The sequence below is a fragment of the Mycobacterium sp. IS-1496 genome, from assembly GCF_001499995.1.
GTDB lineage: Bacteria > Actinomycetota > Actinomycetes > Mycobacteriales > Mycobacteriaceae > Mycobacterium.
Genome location: NZ_LQIU01000001.1, coordinates 170,696 through 187,756, shown reverse-complemented (window position 1 = coordinate 187,756; position 17,061 = coordinate 170,696). Strand labels below are relative to the sequence as shown.

Genomic DNA, 17,061 nt, shown 5'->3' with positions numbered 1-17,061 from the left:
GACCGGGAGAACGTCTGATGGTCGACCTGGAGATCGAGGACGGTCTGGCCGTCGTCACCATCGATCGCCCCCACGCGCGCAACGCCATCTCGCTGGAGACCATGGGCCAGCTCGAGAAGGCGCTCGACGGCGCCGAGGGGGCCAACGCGCTGGCCGTCACCGGCGCGGGCGACCGGGCCTTCGTCTCCGGCGGCGATCTCAAGGAGCTCAGCGCGCTGCGCACCGAGGAAGAGGCCTCGGCCATGGCGTTGCGCATGCGGACGATCTGCGACCGCATCGCGGAATTCCCCGGACCGGTGATCGCCGCCCTCAACGGGCACGCCCTCGGTGGCGGCGCCGAGGTCGCGGTGGCGGCGGACATCCGGTTGGCCGCCGACGACATCCGGATCGGCTTCAACCAGGTGTCGCTGGAGATCATGCCCGCCTGGGGCGGCGCCGAACGGCTCGCCGCACTGGTCGGCCCGAGCCGGGCCCTGCTGTTGGCGGGCACCGGCCGCATCCTCGACGCGGCCCAGGCCTACGAACTCGGCCTCGTCGACCAGGTGTTGCCCCGGGAGTCGTTCGACGAGGGCTGGCGGGCGGTCGCCCGGGCGCTGGCGAGCCGGCCGGCGGGTGAGATCAAGCGGGTCATCGACGGGGTGCCGACCACCGAGGCGGTCGCCGCGTTCGCCCGCCTATGGGTCGCCGACGAGCACTGGCAGGCCGCGGACAGGGTGATGAAGCGGGCCAGATGAGGCCCCCGCCGACATCGGCCATTCCGCCCAGGCGTCGGTGCGCTGCGACTTATATTGCCCATCAACGGTTCCGGAGGGAAACGGAGGAGACGTGAGGACACTTGCGCTGGGGGTGGCCCTCGTCGTGGCCGCCGTGCTGCACGCCCCGACCGCCCGGGCCGACATGTACATCGGCAATTACGACATCCACTGGCAGCGGCCGTGGGACTTCCACACCTACGTGCTGGAGATCACCCGGTGCTTCGAGCCGAGCGGCCGCGACTCCATCCCCGGCTGCCTCAAGGTGAGCATGAACCCCCGTCCTATTGCCAAGGCCACCCAGTGGCGCTCCGAGGCACGGATGGTCAACGGGCAGTACACGCTGTCGGTCGACAACCCGTTCGGGTACTGGTGCGGCGGGTACTACGGCCCCGTCGTCCCGACCCGCGACGTCTACACCTGGGACGAGAAGACCCTCACCGGCACGATGGCCTCGTCCTTCGCCGTCGGCCCGTGCGGCGAACCCGGCGGCACGCTGTTCTACCCGTTCCGCCTCGTCCGCCTTTGACCTGACCCCGGCCGTGTTCTCTCTAGACGAGAATGCCGTTTCCGTTTATCGTGAACGCGTGTCCAGCACGCAGAAAGCCCTCGCGCCCGAGATCTCCACCTGGCCCGACGAGAACCCCCAGCTGAGAGGCAGCAGGTGCGGTCGGTGCGGAGCCACCACGTTCCCGGTGCAGCAGCGCTGCCCTAAGTGCAGCAGCGGCGAGATGGCCGATGTGCTGCTGCCCCGGCGCGGCACCCTGGTGGCGTGGACGACGCAGGGCTTCCCGCCCGGAGCGCCGTACAAGGGCCCCACCGGCAAGGACTTCGTCCCGTTCGGCGTCGGCCTGGTGCAACTCGAGGACGTCATCCGCGTCGAGGGCAGGCTCACCGAGAACGACCCGCAGAAACTGCAATTCGGCATGGACGTCGAACTGACGATGGTGCCGTTCACCACCGACGAGGAGGGCAACGAGATCATCACGTTCGCCTTCCAACCCGTGTAGTCGGAAGGACTCTCACACATGAATGACGTCGCGATCATCGGGGTGGGCCTGCACCCGTTCGGGCGGTTCGACAAGACGGCCATGGAGATGGGCGCCGAGGCGATCCAGGGCGCGCTCACCGACGCCAAGGTCGAGTGGAAGGACATCCAGTTCGGCTTCGGCGGCAGCTACGAGGTGTCGAATCCGGATGCGGTGACCCGTCTGGTCGGCCTCACCGGCATCACGTTCACCAACGTGTTCAACGCCTGCGCCACCGCGGCGTCGGCCATCCAACAGACCGCCGACACGATCCGACTCGGCAAGTACGACATGGGCATCGCGATCGGGCTGGACAAGCACCCCCGCGGCGCGTTCACCGACGATCCGGCCAAACTCGCCCTGCCCCAGTGGTATGCCGAGAACGGCCAGTTCGTCACCACCAAGTTCTTCGGCATGAAGGCCAACCACTACCTGCACAAGCACGGCATCTCGCAGGGCACGCTCGCCAAGGTCGCCGCCAAGAACTTCCGCAACGGCGCGCTGAACCCGAATGCGCTCCGCCGCAAGCCCATTCCTGAGGAAGAGATCCTCAACTCGACGGTGTTGAACTACCCGTTGACCCAGTACATGTTCTGCGCGCCCGACGAGGGCGCCGCCGCGGTCATCATGTGCCGCGGTGACATCGCCCACCGCTTCACCGACAAGCCGGTGTTCCTGCGCGCCAGCGAGATTCGCACCCGAACCTTCGGAGCCTACGAGGTGCACGCCACCTCCGCCCCGCTCGACGAGGACGCCTCCCCCACCGTGTACGCCGCCCGCGCCGCCTACGAGATCGCCGGGATCGGCCCCGATGACGTCGACATCGCGCAGCTGCAGGACACCGACGCGGGCGCCGAGGTCATCCACATGGCCGAGACCGGACTGTGCGCAGACGGCGAGCAGGAGAAGTTGCTGGCCGACGGCGCCACGGAGATCGGCGGCTCGATTCCGGTCAACACCGACGGTGGCCTCATCGCCAACGGTGAGCCGATCGGCGCCTCGGGCCTGCGGCAGGTGCACGAACTGGTGCGCCAGCTGCGCGGGGAGGCCGGCGAACGTCAGGTGCCCGGCAATCCGCGGGTCGGTCTGGCGCAGGTCTACGGCGCTCCCGGTACGGCGTCGGCGACCATCCTGTCGCTGTAGCCGGCAGGGCCTTCTACTCGACTAGCCGATCGGCTACCCTCGGGATAGCCGATCGGCTGGCGAACGGAGGCGCGATGCAGATTCTCACCGAGAAGGAAGACCTTCCGGCGGCCGCCAACATCAAGACGCAACTGATCAGTCTGTGGACGGCCCCGGTGTTCGGTGTGGTGCTGCTGATCGCCTTCCTGGCGTTCCCCGGCTTCTTTCCGCCGATGTCGCCCGGTATGACGGCCGACGAGGTGGCAGCGTTCTACGCGGAGAACACGGCGATGATCCGGTTCTCCATGGTCACGTACAACCTGTGCGCGATCATGCTGCTGCCGTTCTTCATGGTGATCGTCGTGCAGATGAAGCGGATGACGACGCAGAGCCATGCGCTGGCCTACGCGTACCTGACGGCGACGGTCAGCGGGGCGACGCTCTTCGCGCTGGCCGACATCTTCTACCTGGTCGCGGCGTTCCGGCCGGATCGCAATCCGGAACTGACGCTGCTGCTCAACGACATGGCGTGGATCACGCTGGTGGCCCCGGTCGGCATGCTCGTCGCCCAGAACCTCCTACTCGGCGCGGCGGTCTTCTTCGACACCGGACCCGGGGCCGCACATCCGCCGGTCTTCCCCCGCTGGGTGGGCCATTTCGCCGTCGTGACCGGGCTGGCGATGGCCCCGGCCGCGGCGGCCGCGGTCGTCCGCGACGGCCCGCTCGCCTGGGACGGCGCAATTTCCTTCTGGGTGCGCGTGGTGGCGTTCGTGGCCTTCGTCATCGTCATGTTCTTCGTCCTGCGTAAGGCACTGCGCCAGCAGGCCGTCGCGGAAGGCGTCGCGCGATGAGCAGTCTGCTCACCGCCCGTTCGTCGGCGCCGGGGGGCGCAGGCCGGGCCGGCAAGCGTGACGTGTGGCTGGTGTTCTGGATCGTGCCCGCGTTCTACACCGCATTCGGGGTCATCTTCTTCGCGCTCGCGCGGGTCATGCCTCCGCCACGGCCCGACGTCACGACGGCGGAGAAGGTCGCGTTCTTCGCCGCGCACGGCACGACCATCCAGATCGGCTTCGCGGCGCTGATCCTCATCGTCGGCGGCGCGGGGGTCGCCAACGGCATCCTGGTCTTCCACATGAAGCGCATGTCGGTGGGCTCCGTCTTCGCCTACGGGTACATGGGGTCGATGGCCGTCGGCGCGCTGCCGGGTTGCCTGCTGGTCGCGTTCTGCTTCCTGACCGCGGCCTACCGTCCCGACCGCGACCCGGAACTGCTGGCCCTGCTCTACGACCTCGGCCTGCTGTCCTACGTCGGATCCCTGGGCTGCTTCTCGACCGCCTATTTCGCGTTCGCGATCGCGATCCTGTACGACCGCAACGAGATCTTCCCCAAATGGCTGGCGTACGTGACGGTCTGGCAGATCGTCACCGAGATCATGGCGGTGCCGGTGTTCGTGGTCCGGTCCGGTCCGTTCGCCTGGAACGGATCGATCGCGTTCTGGATGGGGACGGTGATCTTCGGCTTCTGGCTGTCGTGCGTCATCTACTTCCTCAAGCGCGCCACCGAACTGCAACCGTCCGACGAGGCGCCGCTGCCATGACCGACACCGCATCCGACCAGCTGGAGAGCCGCGTTCCCGAGACCCGCCGCGTCCACCTGCCCGGTGACGGACACATGTGGGTGATGGTGCTGGGGGATCTGGTCATCTTCGGCGCCTACTTCCTGATCTTCATGATCCACCGCGCGATGGCGCCCGCGGAGTTCCTCGACGCCCAGCGGCATCTCGACCTCACCGTCGGTGCGCTCAACACCCTTGTCCTGCTGACCAGTTCGTGGTTCATCGCCCGCAGTGTGCACACGGCCCGCGCCGGCGACCACGACCGCGCCCTGCGGTTGACCTATCTCGGCGCGGCGTGCGGGGTGCTGTTCATCGCCGTCAAGGCCTACGAGTGGTCGGCCAAGATCGCCCAGGGTCACACGCTGGGCAGCGCCGAGTTCTTCACGTTCTACTACATGCTCACCGGCGTGCACCTGTCCCACGTCGCGCTGGGCCTGCTGATCCTGGGCATCGTGGTCCGCGAACTACGCAGACCGCATCGGCGCCGCATGTCCATGGTCGAGTCCGGCGCCACCTACTGGCACATGGTCGATCTGCTGTGGATCGTGATCTTCGGCCTGCTCTACGTGATGAGGTGACGAATGACCGCAGTGACCGCCGAGACGTCGAACCGCTCGATGCGCACCACCACCTATGTCTGGCTGGCTCTGTCGGCCATCACGATCGTGTCGTGGTGGCTGGCGCCCGGACACTCCGACGGTCGCGCGACCGCGAGCGTGCCGGTCACCGTGGCCGTCGTCATCCTCAGTTTCGTGAAGGGACGGATGATCATCCGCAATTTCATGGAGGTGGGCACTGCACCACGCTGGCTGCGTCTGGCCACCGACGCCTGGCTGGTGGTGCTCTGGGCGGCGGTCCTGGTGATCTACTGGCTCTGACCGGAATCGGCATTCGACACCGACGGTGGTAACCCTGTTCTAAAATTCGGAAATGATGTTTCCGGCGAGCTGGGCGATGCTGAGGACCCCGGCGGTACTTCTCACCGGCGCACTGCTGACCGCCGCGCCTGCGGCCGCCCAACCTCCCCCTCCGGCACCGCCGCCACCGTTGCACCACGTCAAGTACACGGTGACGTCGCAACAGCCGCACTTCGCGAAGGTGTACTGGCGCGAGGCCGATCCGGTGAACTTCGCCGAGTACAGCCACAACCCGTACGTGTTCTCCCCCAAGGCGGAGGTGGACGTCGGACCCGGCCAACCGTGGATCCGCGAGGTGTGGCTGGCCGACCCCTATCACTGGGCGATGGTGACCGCCACCAGCGAACTGGATCCCGTCGAACCGATGTTCTCGTGCACGCTCGAGGTCGACGGCGCGGTGGTCGCGACCAACGAAGGCCCCAAGGGCGCGCTCTGTTCGCTACGGCACTGGTGACGCGACCGACCATGCCCCCGTCAGGACTCGGCCTCCCCTTCGAGCTCTCGAAGCCAGTCCTCGACGAACGCCAGCGTCTCGGCGTGCCCGGACGACATCCCCAGCGCCTGTTCCATCACCATCACCCTGGACAGGCTCGTGGCGAACACCGCCCAGACCACCGGGGGCACCTCGGAGGTGTCCACCCCGTACCGCTCCAGCGTCTCGGCGATCATCCGGCGCTCCTCTTCGCGGAAGCGCTCGCCGAACCGCGCGAACTCCTCGCGCAGCTCCCTGCGGTGGGCGGCCAGGGCCATGAACTCGACGGTGAACGTGGTGATGCGCGGGTCGCTACTGAACCGCCACAGCGCCCACAGCGGCTGCGAGGACTTCAGCGCCAGCGCCTGGGAGGCCAGCCCCTGTTCGGCCCGTCGGCGGAACACCGCCAGGTACAGCTCGTCCATCGTGCGGAAGTAGTAGTGCACCAGCTGCGGCTTGAGGCCAGCGCGGTCCGCGACGCGCCGGGACGTCACCGCCGCGTAGCCCTCCTCGAGCATCAGATGCTCGGCGGCGTCGAGCAGGACCCCTCGGTTCTTCGCATCCGGCGCCCCGATGCGTCGTGGCGATGCCATCACGTCCTGACTCCTCGTGCAGTGGGATTCCTCGGCGCCGACCGGCCTCGGCCCGCCCGACACGCCGATCGTAGTGGCGGGTCGCCCCGTCACCTTGACCATGACGTTAGCCCCATGCTAAGCAGGTGCTCAGCATATTCGCCGAATCCGGTTCCCCGGTACGGCCCACTCCATCCCCCACCTACAGCTCATCGTCGATCTCGGAAGGCTTGCGAGCAATGACCACAGAATTCGATTCGGTCGACTACTTCACGGACCAGTCGCTCGTACCCGATCCGCATCCGTACTTCGACTACCTGCGGACCAAGAACCCCACCTGTTGCCCCATCAACAACGGCGTGCTGGCCGTGACCGGTTGGGAGGAGTCCAACACCGTCTACAAGGACTCCGAGAACTACTCGTCCTGCGTGGCTGTCGCCGGGCCGTTCACCCCGCTGCCGTTCGTCCCCGAGGGCGACGACATCTGCGCCCAGCTCGAAGAACACCGCACCGAGATCCCGATGTACGAGCACATGGTCACGATGGATCCGCCCAACCACACCGACGCGCGCTCGTTGCTGAGCCGTCTCCTGACGCCGAAACGGCTCAAGGAGAACGAGGACTTCATGTGGCGGCTGGCCGACAAGCACATCGACGAGTTCATCGCCGACGGCCGGTGTGAATTCCTCGCCTCCTACGGCCGGCCCTTCTCGCTGTTGGTGGTCGCCGACCTGCTCGGCGTCCCCGAGGAGGACCACGAGGAGTTCCGCGAGGCGTTCGGCGCGCAGCGGCCCGGCACCAACATCGGCGGGCTCGACCACGAACCGATCGCCGCCAACCCGCTGGAGTGGGCCGACGAGAAGTTCAGCCGTTACATCGAGGATCGCCGGGCCAACCCGCGCGACGACGTGCTCACCGGGCTGGCCACGGCGAAGTACCCCGACGGCTCGACCCCGGAGGTCGTCGACGTCGTGCGAACGGCCACCTTCCTGTTCGGCGCCGGTCAGGAGACGACGGCCAAACTCCTGTCCGCGGCGCTGCGCGTGCTCGGCGACCGGCCGGACATCCAGGAACAGCTGAGGGCCGACCGCAGCCGCATCCCGAACTTCATCGAGGAGTGCCTGCGGATGGACAGCCCCGTCAAGAGCGTGTTCCGCATGGCCCGCAAGTCCACCACGCTCGGCGACACCGCCGTCCCGGCCGGCACCACCGTGATGGTCAGCCCCGGTGCGGCCAACCGCGATCCGCGTCGCTTCGACAATCCGCACGACTTCGAACTCGACCGCAAGAACGTCCGCGAGCACATCGCGTTCAGCCGCGGTATCCACTCGTGCCCGGGCGCGCCGCTGGCCCGTGTCGAGGGCCGGGTGTCGATCGAGCGAATCCTCGACCGGCTCAAGGACATTCGGATCGACGAGGAGAAGCACGGTCCGATCGACGACCGGCGCTACGCGTACGAACCCACCTTCATCCTGCGCGGGCTGACCGAACTGCACATCGAGTTCACCCCGGAGGGCTGACGCTCGACGTCCGGCATCGAATGCGCCGGGCCACCCACCTGGTGGTGGATGGCCCGGCGCATTCGCTCACAGGACGACTCAGGGCCCCGGGGGCGGATTGCCGCCGCGATCCCAGTAGGACCGGCCGTTCTTCGACGTGCAGAACAGGTACAGCCCGTCGGGCGCCTGGGCGACCTTGTTCTCGTATCCGGTGCAGCCGGCGTTGAACTCCTTGATGCCGACCATGGGAGGCGACCGGAAGTACCTGGGCGCGTAGCGGCGCGGCGACCCGCAGAACACCAGCCTGCCCCACGACGTGGTGCCGAAGACGTAGTAGTTCGTCTCACCGCACGGCGCGCCGAGCACCACACCGGGTCTGATGCCCGGCGTGCAGAACGCGTCGTTGCAGAACTTCGGCTGGGCGACTGCTTCGGGCGCCGGGGCGGACCAGAGACCGGCACCGACCAATGCAGCCACAGCTACGGCAGTCCAACGCATGCGTCCACCTTTGCACATCGGGAAACGTTATTCTCGCTTTTGGAGAGGATCGATCTGGTAGCCTGCGGCAATGCGTGTCTCCGCCGTCACGACCAGCGTGGGAATCGCCGCGGCCGCCCTGGCCGCCGCGGCCGTCACAGCAACGCCGGCACAGGCCGACGATCCGAGCACCTGGGGCATCAACGGCGTCTACCAGACGCTGTCCAACGGTGAGTGGGCCAAGCGCAACGACAGCTTCTACGACGTGCCCACGGTCCGCTCCACCTGGACGATCTCCACGCAGTGCAGCAGCCCGATGGACTGCACCGGCACGGTGAAGAGCGACCAGGGGTGGGAGGCCCCGGTCTACACCACCAACGGCAGCATCTACTACGTCAAGCGCGTGGTCGTCGGATGGGTGCCCTGCCCGGACGGGACGAAGGCGGACGGACTGCAGACCTTCCGGTTCAACGCCACCGAACCGGACACCGGTTTCGCGTCCGTGGACGACGAATCCCTGCTCACCGGTGAGGATCTCACGATCGGCCCGAGCGGCGCCTGCGGTCGCAACGCCAACATGGACATCCGGATGCCCTTCCGGGCCACCAAGATCGCCTAGGCGATCCGGCCGGACCCGACACCCGCCGCGCGGGCGGACCCGGTCCCGGGTCACTTCGGGAGCAGGTCCTGCCACGTCTTGGCCGGCGCCGCCAGATTCGACTGCCGGTAGGTCTGACCGTCCGCGCCCACGTACTGACCGGTGCGCGGGTTGTACTTGGCCACGGCGACCGCAGGCCGCCCGGATCCGTTGCCGCCGAACGCAGCCGGCGCTGCGCCAGGGGGCGGCGGGGTCTCCCCCGGTGCCTGACCCATCGGAACCGGCGCCGTTCCCGCGGGCACGGGCCCCGGCGGCGGTCCGGCAGGCGCGATCGGCACACCGTTGATCGAGTTGCCCGGCGGTGGCGGCGGTGCCACCGGCGCCGGACTGATCGGCGCCTGCAGCGGTGACGGCGGCGGGGGCGGTGACCCCGCCGGTGGCGGCGGAACCCCCGGCGCTGCGGGCGGCAACGGTGTGCCCTCCAACGGCCCGTAGATGTTCTCGTCGAGGGTCACCCGGTCGTCGGGCGGAACGCCCTGCGAGACCAGGTTCGGGTCGAACGGGTACGGTCCCGTGACGTGCTGGCGCTGTGCCAGCGGCTCGAAAGGCTTGTCGCTCTTGCAGATCTCCACAGTCGGCGCGCGCTTGCCCGGCTTCTCGATGCACGGGTAGTTGCGGGCGCCGCGCACCGCGATCGGTGAGTCCTGCGGCAGCTTGCAGTACAGGCCCTCCGGCGTGTCGACGATGCTCAAGTCGGCCGGGCTGCGCCACGACGACGGCGGCAGGAAGCCGACCGTGCACGGCGGCGGATCGGAGACCGTGATGGTGAAGTCGCCGTTGGGGATACCGGTCGGGTTGTTCGCGGGCGCCAGCGACTGCGTGAATGCCACGAACGGCGGGAGCAGGACGAGCAGCTGTTCGAGCGACGCGTTGTAGGTGACCAGCACCTGTTCCAGTGTGGTCAGGTTCGCCAACAGGACCGGCAGTGTCGGCTTGACCTGGTTGAGCAGAGCGGAGACCTCCTGCGCGAACCCCGGGCCGTTCTGCAGCAGCGTCCGGATCTCCGGGTCGTTGTTGGCCACCTGCTCGGTGATGCCTGCGAGGCTGCGAGCCCACGTGCGGATCGCCCCGGTCGTCTGCACCTGCGAATCCAGCAGCGGCCCGCTGTCGTCGATCAGGGCCCGGGTCTGGGGCGACACCGTATTGGCCTCGTCAGTGATCTTCGACGCGGAGTCGAGCAGTGAGCTGAAGTCGTAGTCGGCGCCGTTGAAGGCCTGGTACGTCTCGTCGAGCAGTGCGCTCAACCGATCCTTCGGGATGCTTCCGACGAGCTCGTTGACCTGATCGAGCATCGGCCCAACGGCTTGGGGAAGGCTGGTGTTCTCCTTGGCGATGACCGAGCCGTCCTCGAGATACGGCCCGGAGTCGGTGCGGGGCCGCAGGTCGACGTACTGCTCACCGACTGCGGACACGCTACGTACTTCCGCCTCCAGATCCGCTGGGATCTTCGGCGACGTCTCGAGGTTGAGGATGGCCTCGGCACCGTTCTCTGTGAGGTTGACTGCCGAGACTTCTCCGACCTGGACTCCTCGGTACGTCACGTTGCTGAAGCGGTACAGGCCGCCGCTGGACGGCAACTCGAGGGTGACCTTCAGGCGCCCGACGCCGAGCAGCGTCGGCAACTGGATGTAGGTGAACACCATCACCGCCACACCGACAATCGAGGCGATCGTGAAGATGATCAACTGATTCCGGACGAACCGTGTGAGCATTTAGCCTCCACCTCCGGGAGCCGGCGGGACGACGACCGGGGCGCCCGGCGACGCGGGGGCACCCGGGCCCGCCGCGGGGTACGGGCCGGCGAAGATCGACGTGTCGGGCGTCGGTGGCGCGGGTACGGGCGCACCGGGCATCAGCCGCGGCGGGGACACCGGCACCAGCGGTTCGGTGACCGGCGGCATCGGCGGCAACTGCGGCAGCGGAAGGGCGGACTCGTCGATCGGTGCGCCGATGTTCGCCTGGTCCACCGGAACCTCCTCCGGCGGCGGTGGCGGTGGCGGATTGACGCCGAGTTCGAGCGGTTCGAGGGTGTAGTTGTAGTAATACGGATCCCCCGGTGCCGGAACGATTTTGGCGCCCTCCTGCTCCCACCGGGTGCCGAGCATCAGCGTGCGCTTCAACCGTGGGATCGTCAGGTCGATCGTGGCGAACAGGTTGTAGTAGTCGCCCCGGATGCCGCGGTCGATGAAGGACTGGGTGTAGGGGAAGATCGTGGCGTACGCCAGCAGCTTGTCCAATTCCGGCCCGACGTCGGCGAGCGACTTCAGCGCCGGTTCCAGATTCCGCAGATTCCTCACCAGGTCTTCCTGCGTGTCGTTGATGAGTCCGGCGGCGGTGTCGCCGAAGTCGCCGAGCTTCGACAGCGCGGTGGTGAGCCGCGGGCGTTCCTGGATCAGCACATCGAGTGCCGGAGGGATCTCACGAAGCGCCCGGTTGATGACGTCGCGCTGTCCGGCGAAGGTCGACGCGAGCCGGTTCAGCGATTCGATCGAGGCGATGATGTTGTCGCGCTGCGAATCAAGCGTGCCGACGAACCGGTCCAACCGGCCGAGGAGTTCGCGCACGTCTCCCTCGCGCCCGTTGAGCGCGACGTTGAAGTTGTGGATGATGTCGCCGATCTGACCGAGGCCACCGCCGTTGACGACCACCGACAACGACGACAGCGTCTGCTCGGTGGACGGGTAGGTCGACGCCCGGTTCAGCGGGATGGTGGCACCCGGCTCGAGTTTCCCGCGGGGTTCCTGTCCGAGCGGTGCGCCCAGGGCCAGATGCATGGACCCGAGCAGGCTGGTCTGACCGACCGTGGCGACGGCGTTGGCAGGCACCACGACGTCCGGTTGCAGCGACACCTCCACTTCGGCGTGCCAGTCCTTGACGGTCATCTTGCCCACGCTGCCCACCACGACGTCGTCGATGAACACCGGCGCATTCGATTCCAGCGTGCCGACATTGGCGATCTGCACACGGTAGGTCTTCGCCTCCGCCCCCCGCCCGACGGTGCCGGGCAGCGGCAGCGAGTTGACCCCCTGGAAGGAACACGCGGTCGTCGTCATCGCGACGGCGCAACCGGCGGCGAGGACTCCCCTCAGCCATTTCCGCTCGATCATGGGGTACCTCCGGGCGGTAGCGGCGCTTCCGCGGGAAGCGGTGGACCGGGTGCAGGCCCGGCGCCGGGTGGCGCTGCCGGGGCGGCAGGCGCGTGCGGCGCCAGCGGTGTGCCGGGCGCTTCCGGCGGCGGCAGCCCCGGCACGTTCGCCGGCGGCATCAGCAGCTGGTCGGTGGTGATCGGCACACTCGGCGGGATAACCGGCCGCGCCCCGGGAAGCAACTGCTGCGCGCCGGGAGCGGGCTCGCCGGGCAGCCGTCCGGTGTACGGCGGGGGCGGGTTGCCCGGCGCCGGGAACGGGTTGTCCTGGAAGCCGGTGTAGGCCGACGTCGCAGGCACCGGCTCGGCGGGCTGGACCGGTCCCCGACCGTCCGTCGGCATCAGGTCCGGCTCGGAGTACTCGATGTCCTCCGGGCTCGCCGACGGCATCAGGAAGGCGTTGATGGGCAGCGGGATGTAGTTCACGGTGAGCAGCCGCAGCGCCGGCCCGAGGTAGTCCGCGCACAGTCGGGCCGTCTCGGGTGCCGTGGTGTTCTCGATGGCGCCGATCGCCGAGCAGATCAGCTGGACGGGACTCGAGAAGTTGTTGATCACAAAGGCGCCCAGGGCGCTTCCCGTGGTCGGGTTGTAGATGTTGTAGCCGTTGGCGAACGCGTTGGGGGCCACGTGCAACACGTTCTCGAGGTTGCTGCGGTTCTCCACGAGGTTCTGGGTGACGTTGCCCAGCCGCTGGATCTGCTCGGCGGTCTGGTTGCGGCTGCCCGCCACGAAACGCTGCACCTCGCCGATCGCCACAGACAGATCCTTCAGTGCGGCATCGAGATCCGATCGGTTGTCGTCGACGACGCTGGTCAGCGTCGCGAGCCGGTTCTCGAACGCGACGATCTCGGTGCTGCTGTCGCGCAACGCCGTCACGAACGTCTGAAGGTTCTTGATGATGTCGACGATGTTGCCGCTGCCCTCGGCCAGGATCCGGCCGACTCCCGAGAGCTGGGCGAGCGTGTCGCGCAGCTTCTGACCGTTGCCGTCGAGCGCGCTCGCGGCGCTGTCGATGAACCGCGACACCGACGTATCCGACACGCCGTTGCGCGGACCCAGTTCGCTCGACAGCCGCATGAGCTGTTCTTTGATCTCATCCCACTCGACCGGAACCGCGGTGCGCTCCAACGGGATCACCGCGCCGTCCTCCATCTTCGGCCCCTCGGTGCGGTAGGCGGGCGCGAGTTGGACATAGCGTGCCGCCACGAGGTTCTGGGCGACGATCACGGCCTTGGCGTCGGCGGGGATCGGCACGTCGCGGTCGACCTTGAGGGTCATCTTGGTCCGGGTGCCCTCGGGCACGATCTTCTCGACCTTGCCCACCTTGACACCCGACACCCGGATCTCGTCACCCGGGTACACCGCGGTGGCCGTGGGGAAGTACGCGGTGATCGTCTTCGGGCCGAACAGCGTCGCGCGGACGAGGAAGGCGGTGCCGGCGATGAGCACGATGGCCAGGAGGATCGTCGTCCAGGCCACCAGCGGTTTACGGGGTGCCATCATCGGGTAGGTCTCCTGGCTGCGGAATCCCGTTGTACGGGAACGGCAATTCGGCGCGCGGACCGGCGCCGTCCGGTGGCTGGCCGGCATCGACACCCCGGCGGAACCCGAAGATGTAGTCGAGGAACGGCTGCGTGATCTGCGAAATCGTCAGGTTCGGCACGAACGCGTTGTAATACGCACCGCTGGCGACTGTTTCGCCTTGAGTGACCTGGTAGTTCTTGAAGCCCACCAGCGTGGTGCTGATGTTGTCGCGCTGACGCTCCAGCATCTCGGTGACCCGGTTGAGTCTCTCGAGCGTCGGGGCGAGCTCGGCTTCGTTGTTCGCGACGAGTTGGGTCAGCTGCCGGGACACCGCTGAGGTGTTGGCGAGCAGATCCACGATCGCGTCGCGCCGTTCGTTGAGCACGGCGAGCAGGTCGTTCGCGTTGAGGATGAGCGTGTTGACCTGCTGGCTGCGTTCGGACAGGATGCCCGACACATCGCCCGCGGCCTCCAACAGGTTCGACAGATTCTCGTTGCGGCTGTTGAGCGATCGCGACAACCGGCTCAGCCCGTCGAAGGTCGGTCCCAGTTGCGGGGCGATCTGGTCGAGTGTCGCCGACAGCGTGTCCAGGGACTGGTTCAGCGAGTCGGTGTTGGTGTTCGCGGTGCTGATGGTGAGGTCGCTGAGCGCGTCGGTGAGCGAATAGGGCGACGAGGTGCGCGACACCGGGATGATCTCCTGCGGGTCGAGCGAGCCGCCGCCTTCGGGTTGCACGCTGAGTACGCGTTCGCCGAGCAGGGTCCCGGTCTTGATGTGAACGGTGGTCTGCGAACCGAGTCGGTAACGGCCGGCGATGGTGAAATCGACGAGCGCATCGCCGTTCTTGAGTTCGATGCCGTTGACGGAGCCGACCTTGATGCCCGACAGCGTCACATCGTTTCCGGCTGCGAGCCCACCCGCTTCGGAGAACAGCGCCTGGTACCGGATGGCTGTCGCCCACTGGATGAGCCGTTCCGGCTGCAGTCCGACGACGATCACGAGCACGGCCAGCACCACACCGATGACGCCGGACCGGATGAGTTGAGATCCGCTGTATTTCAGCATCAGGGTTCAGTGCACCTTCCGGTCTCCTGCTTGATCCAGGGGAACACCGCGGTGCGGCCCTCGAGATCGGTGACCCGCAAGGTCAGGCCGCAGATGTAGTACATGATCCAGCTGCCGTAGGCGCCCAGCCGCCGAAGTTTCTTGTAGTTGTCCGGCGCTTTGACCAACGCGGCCTCCAGACTCGCCTTGTCGGAGTCCAGCAGGATCGCCAGCCGGTTGAGTTCGTCCACCGTGCCGGCCAGCGGCGGGTTCGCCTCGTCGAGCAGGCTCGCGACGGAGGCCGTGCCGTTGTCGAGCGAGGTGATCGCCTCACCGAGCGGATCCCGGTCGGATGCCAGGCCGGTCACCAGTTGCTCGAGGCGGTCGACCGTGCCCGAGAACCGCTCACCGTCCTTCGCCAGCGTGTCGATGGTCGTGTTGAGGCTGTCGATCAGCTGCTCGACGAGCTGGCTGTTGTCCGCCAAGGCATTCGTGAACGACGAGGTCTTGGAGAACAGCGATTCCAGCGTGCCGCCCTGGCCCTGCAGGATCTGGATCAGCGAACTGGTCAGTGCGTTGACGTCCTGCGGATTGAGGGCCTGGATCACGGGTTTGAGGCCACCCAGCAGCAGGTCGAGGTCGAGCGCGGGTTCGGTGCGTTCGAGCGGGATCTGCGAACCGGTCGGCAGTAGCCGTGTCGACCCCGGTGCGTCGATGAGTTCGAGGTAGCGGTCACCCACGAGGTTGAGGTAGCGCACCGCCGCCTTGGTGCCGCTCGTCAGAGCGACGGTCCGGTCGGCGTCGAACTTCACGAGGACCTTCCTGTCCTCCTGGAGGTTCACCGACCCGACGGTGCCGACGCGGATACCCGCGACCCGGACGGAGTCGCCCTCCTTGAGGCGCGACGCGTCGTTGAACACCGCGGAGTACTCGCTCGTGGAGCCGCCGCGGTACTCGCCGAAGATCGCGAACAGGAAACCCGTCAGGACGATCATCACCACCGCGAAGACGCCCAGCTTCGCGATTGTCTTGCCTGCGCTCATCCTGGCTGCCCGATCTGTGACGTGTTGCGCGGCGGTCCGGCGATCGGCCCGAACAGGAGTTGCTTGAGGCCGTCGGAGTTGAGCAGGATGCCCTGGTTGCCGTACTTCCACGGGTTGGTGCCGGTGTCGGTGACGAGATACTTCGGCCGCGACTCGAACGGGATCCTCGGCAGCTCCTGGCACTTCGGACCACCGGACGCGGCCACCTTCGGCAGGTCGGTCGGGTACCGGTACCGCTCCACGCCCATGGTGAAGCTGACGTTCACCGCAATCCCCGGATCGGGGGCAGGCGGCTGCTTCATCTGCACGAGCATTCCGAGCAGGCTGCAGTTGATGCCCTGGTGATACTCGTTGAGCAGATCGCTGGTCGGCACGAGGAGCCGGACCACGTCGGTCAGCCCCTTGCGGTTCCCGCCGACGACCTCGTTCCCGATGTCGGCCAGTCCGATCGCGCTGACCAGGAAGGTGTCGAGGTTTCCCTGCTGCTCGACGAGCGTGTTGCTGACGCGGCTGGTGTTCTCGAAGGTCCGCAGCAGGTCTGGTGCCGCATCGGCGTACGCGGTGAACACCGGAGCCGACATCTCGATGTCGCGGTTGAGACTGGGCAGGCTCGGCTCGATCTCGCCGAGGAACTGGTTCAGGTCCGTGAGCGTCTCCCCGAACTTCTCACCCCGGCCGTTGAACGCTTTGGCGATGGCGCCGAGGGTCTCGTTCAGCTTCTCGGGCTCGATGCTCCGCAGCACCGAGGTGAGCTGCTGGAACACGGTGTTGATTTCGACGGTCACGTGGTCGCCACGCAACACCTGACCGGGGCGCAGCGCCTCGGCCGCCGGATCCGGCGGTGCCTCCATCTGGACGAACTTCGCACCGAACACCGTGCTGGACGCGATGTCGACGAGCACGTTGCTCGGGATGAGGCGCATCTGGTCGGGATTCATCGCCAGATTGAGCGCGGCGGTTCCGTCGGCGCGGTACTCGATCGAGTCGACGGTGCCGACCTGGACACCGCGCATCTTGACGTCGGCATCGGGATTCATCACCAGGCCGGCGCGATCCGAGATCACGGTCACCGGGACGGTGGGCGTGAAGCTTCCGCGAAACAGCGCGATCGCGAGCACGACGATGAGGATGATCGCGACGACGAGCCCGAGCCCTGCGAGCGGACGAACGGTGTTGCGAGACATCGGTTCCC

The 17,061-nt window shown here is 67.4% G+C and carries 19 protein-coding genes; 11 read left to right on the top strand and 8 right to left on the bottom strand.

Features of this window, described 5'->3' with window-relative positions:
- Nucleotides 1-17 precede the first annotated feature (17 nt).
- From AU195_RS00960 to AU195_RS00920, 9 genes are all read left to right on the top strand, one after another.
- On the top strand, nt 18-734 hold the full coding sequence (locus tag AU195_RS00960; RefSeq protein ID WP_059157175.1) for an enoyl-CoA hydratase/isomerase family protein: 717 nt from the start codon (nt 18-20) through the stop codon (nt 732-734).
- Nucleotides 735-825: 91 nt separating this feature from the next.
- Nucleotides 826-1,281: a hypothetical protein gene (locus AU195_RS00955; protein ID WP_172800431.1), complete on the top strand. Its 456-nt coding sequence runs from the start codon at nt 826-828 to the stop codon at nt 1,279-1,281.
- A 58-nt stretch (nt 1,282-1,339) separates the two neighbouring features.
- Nucleotides 1,340-1,762, top strand: coding sequence for a Zn-ribbon domain-containing OB-fold protein (locus AU195_RS00950; RefSeq protein WP_059157174.1), 423 nt, complete (start codon nt 1,340-1,342; stop codon nt 1,760-1,762).
- Between the two features lie 18 nt (nt 1,763-1,780).
- Nucleotides 1,781-2,923, top strand: a complete 1,143-nt coding sequence (locus tag AU195_RS00945; protein WP_059157173.1) for a thiolase family protein — start codon at nt 1,781-1,783, stop codon at nt 2,921-2,923.
- A gap of 74 nt (nt 2,924-2,997) precedes the next feature.
- Nucleotides 2,998-3,753, top strand: coding sequence for a hypothetical protein (locus AU195_RS00940; protein WP_059157172.1), 756 nt, complete (start codon nt 2,998-3,000; stop codon nt 3,751-3,753).
- Nucleotides 3,750-4,499, top strand: a complete 750-nt coding sequence (locus tag AU195_RS00935; RefSeq protein WP_059157171.1) for a hypothetical protein — start codon at nt 3,750-3,752, stop codon at nt 4,497-4,499. The genes AU195_RS00940 and AU195_RS00935 overlap by 4 nt, the downstream gene beginning before the upstream one ends.
- A complete protein-coding gene (locus AU195_RS00930) occupies nt 4,496-5,095 on the top strand; it encodes a cytochrome c oxidase subunit 3 (RefSeq protein WP_059157170.1) in 600 nt (199 codons plus the stop codon). Before AU195_RS00935 ends, AU195_RS00930 begins: the two co-directional genes overlap by 4 nt.
- Nucleotides 5,096-5,098: 3 nt before the next feature.
- A complete protein-coding gene (locus AU195_RS00925) occupies nt 5,099-5,395 on the top strand; it encodes a cytochrome C oxidase subunit IV family protein (protein WP_059157169.1) in 297 nt (98 codons plus the stop codon).
- Between the two features lie 52 nt (nt 5,396-5,447).
- Nucleotides 5,448-5,888 carry an Rv2576c family protein gene (locus AU195_RS00920; protein ID WP_286149074.1) on the top strand — a complete coding sequence of 147 codons (441 nt, stop codon included), beginning with the start codon at nt 5,448-5,450 and terminating at the stop codon, nt 5,886-5,888.
- 20 nt (nt 5,889-5,908) lie between these two features.
- On the opposite strand, the gene AU195_RS00915 is transcribed toward AU195_RS00920, so the two are convergent.
- Nucleotides 5,909-6,499: a TetR/AcrR family transcriptional regulator gene (locus tag AU195_RS00915; protein ID WP_059157357.1), complete on the bottom strand. Its 591-nt coding sequence runs from the start codon at nt 6,497-6,499 to the stop codon at nt 5,909-5,911.
- Between the two features lie 218 nt (nt 6,500-6,717).
- On the opposite strand from AU195_RS00915, the gene AU195_RS00910 reads away from it, so the two are divergent.
- Nucleotides 6,718-7,998 (top strand): cytochrome P450, encoded by a 1,281-nt coding sequence (locus AU195_RS00910; RefSeq protein ID WP_059157168.1) that lies wholly within the window; start codon nt 6,718-6,720, stop codon nt 7,996-7,998.
- Between the two features lie 78 nt (nt 7,999-8,076).
- Here the strand turns inward: AU195_RS00910 and AU195_RS00905 are convergent, their stop codons facing one another.
- Nucleotides 8,077-8,475: a hypothetical protein gene (locus AU195_RS00905; protein WP_059157356.1), complete on the bottom strand. Its 399-nt coding sequence runs from the start codon at nt 8,473-8,475 to the stop codon at nt 8,077-8,079.
- Nucleotides 8,476-8,545: 70 nt separating this feature from the next.
- On the opposite strand from AU195_RS00905, the gene AU195_RS00900 reads away from it, so the two are divergent.
- A complete protein-coding gene (locus AU195_RS00900; protein WP_059157167.1) occupies nt 8,546-9,073 on the top strand; it encodes an Rv2253/PknI dimerization domain-containing protein in 528 nt (175 codons plus the stop codon).
- Nucleotides 9,074-9,123: 50 nt separating this feature from the next.
- On the opposite strand, the gene AU195_RS00895 is transcribed toward AU195_RS00900, so the two are convergent.
- The 6 genes from AU195_RS00895 to AU195_RS00870 are packed head-to-tail and all read right to left on the bottom strand — an operon-like array spanning nt 9,124 to nt 17,053.
- Entirely contained in the window at nt 9,124-10,824 is a 1,701-nt protein-coding gene (locus AU195_RS00895; protein ID WP_059157166.1) for an MCE family protein, read from the bottom strand.
- Nucleotides 10,825-12,219 carry an MCE family protein gene (locus AU195_RS00890; RefSeq protein WP_059157165.1) on the bottom strand — a complete coding sequence of 465 codons (1,395 nt, stop codon included), beginning with the start codon at nt 12,217-12,219 and terminating at the stop codon, nt 10,825-10,827.
- Nucleotides 12,216-13,760, bottom strand: a complete 1,545-nt coding sequence (locus AU195_RS00885; RefSeq protein ID WP_059157164.1) for an MCE family protein — start codon at nt 13,758-13,760, stop codon at nt 12,216-12,218. The genes AU195_RS00890 and AU195_RS00885 overlap by 4 nt, the downstream gene beginning before the upstream one ends.
- Nucleotides 13,744-14,847, bottom strand: a complete 1,104-nt coding sequence (locus tag AU195_RS00880) for an MCE family protein (RefSeq protein WP_059157163.1) — start codon at nt 14,845-14,847, stop codon at nt 13,744-13,746. The genes AU195_RS00885 and AU195_RS00880 overlap by 17 nt, the downstream gene beginning before the upstream one ends.
- Nucleotides 14,847-15,869 (bottom strand): MCE family protein, encoded by a 1,023-nt coding sequence (locus tag AU195_RS00875; RefSeq protein ID WP_059157162.1) that lies wholly within the window; start codon nt 15,867-15,869, stop codon nt 14,847-14,849. The genes AU195_RS00880 and AU195_RS00875 overlap by 1 nt, the downstream gene beginning before the upstream one ends.
- Nucleotides 15,866-17,053 (bottom strand): MCE family protein, encoded by a 1,188-nt coding sequence (locus tag AU195_RS00870; protein ID WP_059157161.1) that lies wholly within the window; start codon nt 17,051-17,053, stop codon nt 15,866-15,868. The genes AU195_RS00875 and AU195_RS00870 overlap by 4 nt, the downstream gene beginning before the upstream one ends.
- Nucleotides 17,054-17,061 lie beyond the last annotated feature (8 nt).

Coding starts and splice junctions, on each gene's coding strand:
- AU195_RS00960 (WP_059157175.1), top strand. CDS start 18: ATGGTCGACCTGGAGATCGAGGACGGTCTGGCCGTCGTCACCATCGAT.
- AU195_RS00945 (WP_059157173.1), top strand. CDS start 1,781: ATGAATGACGTCGCGATCATCGGGGTGGGCCTGCACCCGTTCGGGCGG.
- AU195_RS00940 (WP_059157172.1), top strand. CDS start 2,998: ATGCAGATTCTCACCGAGAAGGAAGACCTTCCGGCGGCCGCCAACATC.
- AU195_RS00935 (WP_059157171.1), top strand. CDS start 3,750: ATGAGCAGTCTGCTCACCGCCCGTTCGTCGGCGCCGGGGGGCGCAGGC.
- AU195_RS00930 (WP_059157170.1), top strand. CDS start 4,496: ATGACCGACACCGCATCCGACCAGCTGGAGAGCCGCGTTCCCGAGACC.
- AU195_RS00925 (WP_059157169.1), top strand. CDS start 5,099: ATGACCGCAGTGACCGCCGAGACGTCGAACCGCTCGATGCGCACCACC.
- AU195_RS00920 (WP_286149074.1), top strand. CDS start 5,448: ATGATGTTTCCGGCGAGCTGGGCGATGCTGAGGACCCCGGCGGTACTT.
- AU195_RS00915 (WP_059157357.1), bottom strand. CDS start 6,499: ATGGCATCGCCACGACGCATCGGGGCGCCGGATGCGAAGAACCGAGGG.
- AU195_RS00910 (WP_059157168.1), top strand. CDS start 6,718: ATGACCACAGAATTCGATTCGGTCGACTACTTCACGGACCAGTCGCTC.
- AU195_RS00905 (WP_059157356.1), bottom strand. CDS start 8,475: ATGCGTTGGACTGCCGTAGCTGTGGCTGCATTGGTCGGTGCCGGTCTC.
- AU195_RS00900 (WP_059157167.1), top strand. CDS start 8,546: ATGCGTGTCTCCGCCGTCACGACCAGCGTGGGAATCGCCGCGGCCGCC.
- AU195_RS00895 (WP_059157166.1), bottom strand. CDS start 10,824: ATGCTCACACGGTTCGTCCGGAATCAGTTGATCATCTTCACGATCGCC.
- AU195_RS00890 (WP_059157165.1), bottom strand. CDS start 12,219: ATGATCGAGCGGAAATGGCTGAGGGGAGTCCTCGCCGCCGGTTGCGCC.
- AU195_RS00885 (WP_059157164.1), bottom strand. CDS start 13,760: ATGATGGCACCCCGTAAACCGCTGGTGGCCTGGACGACGATCCTCCTG.
- AU195_RS00880 (WP_059157163.1), bottom strand. CDS start 14,847: ATGCTGAAATACAGCGGATCTCAACTCATCCGGTCCGGCGTCATCGGT.
- AU195_RS00875 (WP_059157162.1), bottom strand. CDS start 15,869: ATGAGCGCAGGCAAGACAATCGCGAAGCTGGGCGTCTTCGCGGTGGTG.
- AU195_RS00870 (WP_059157161.1), bottom strand. CDS start 17,053: ATGTCTCGCAACACCGTTCGTCCGCTCGCAGGGCTCGGGCTCGTCGTC.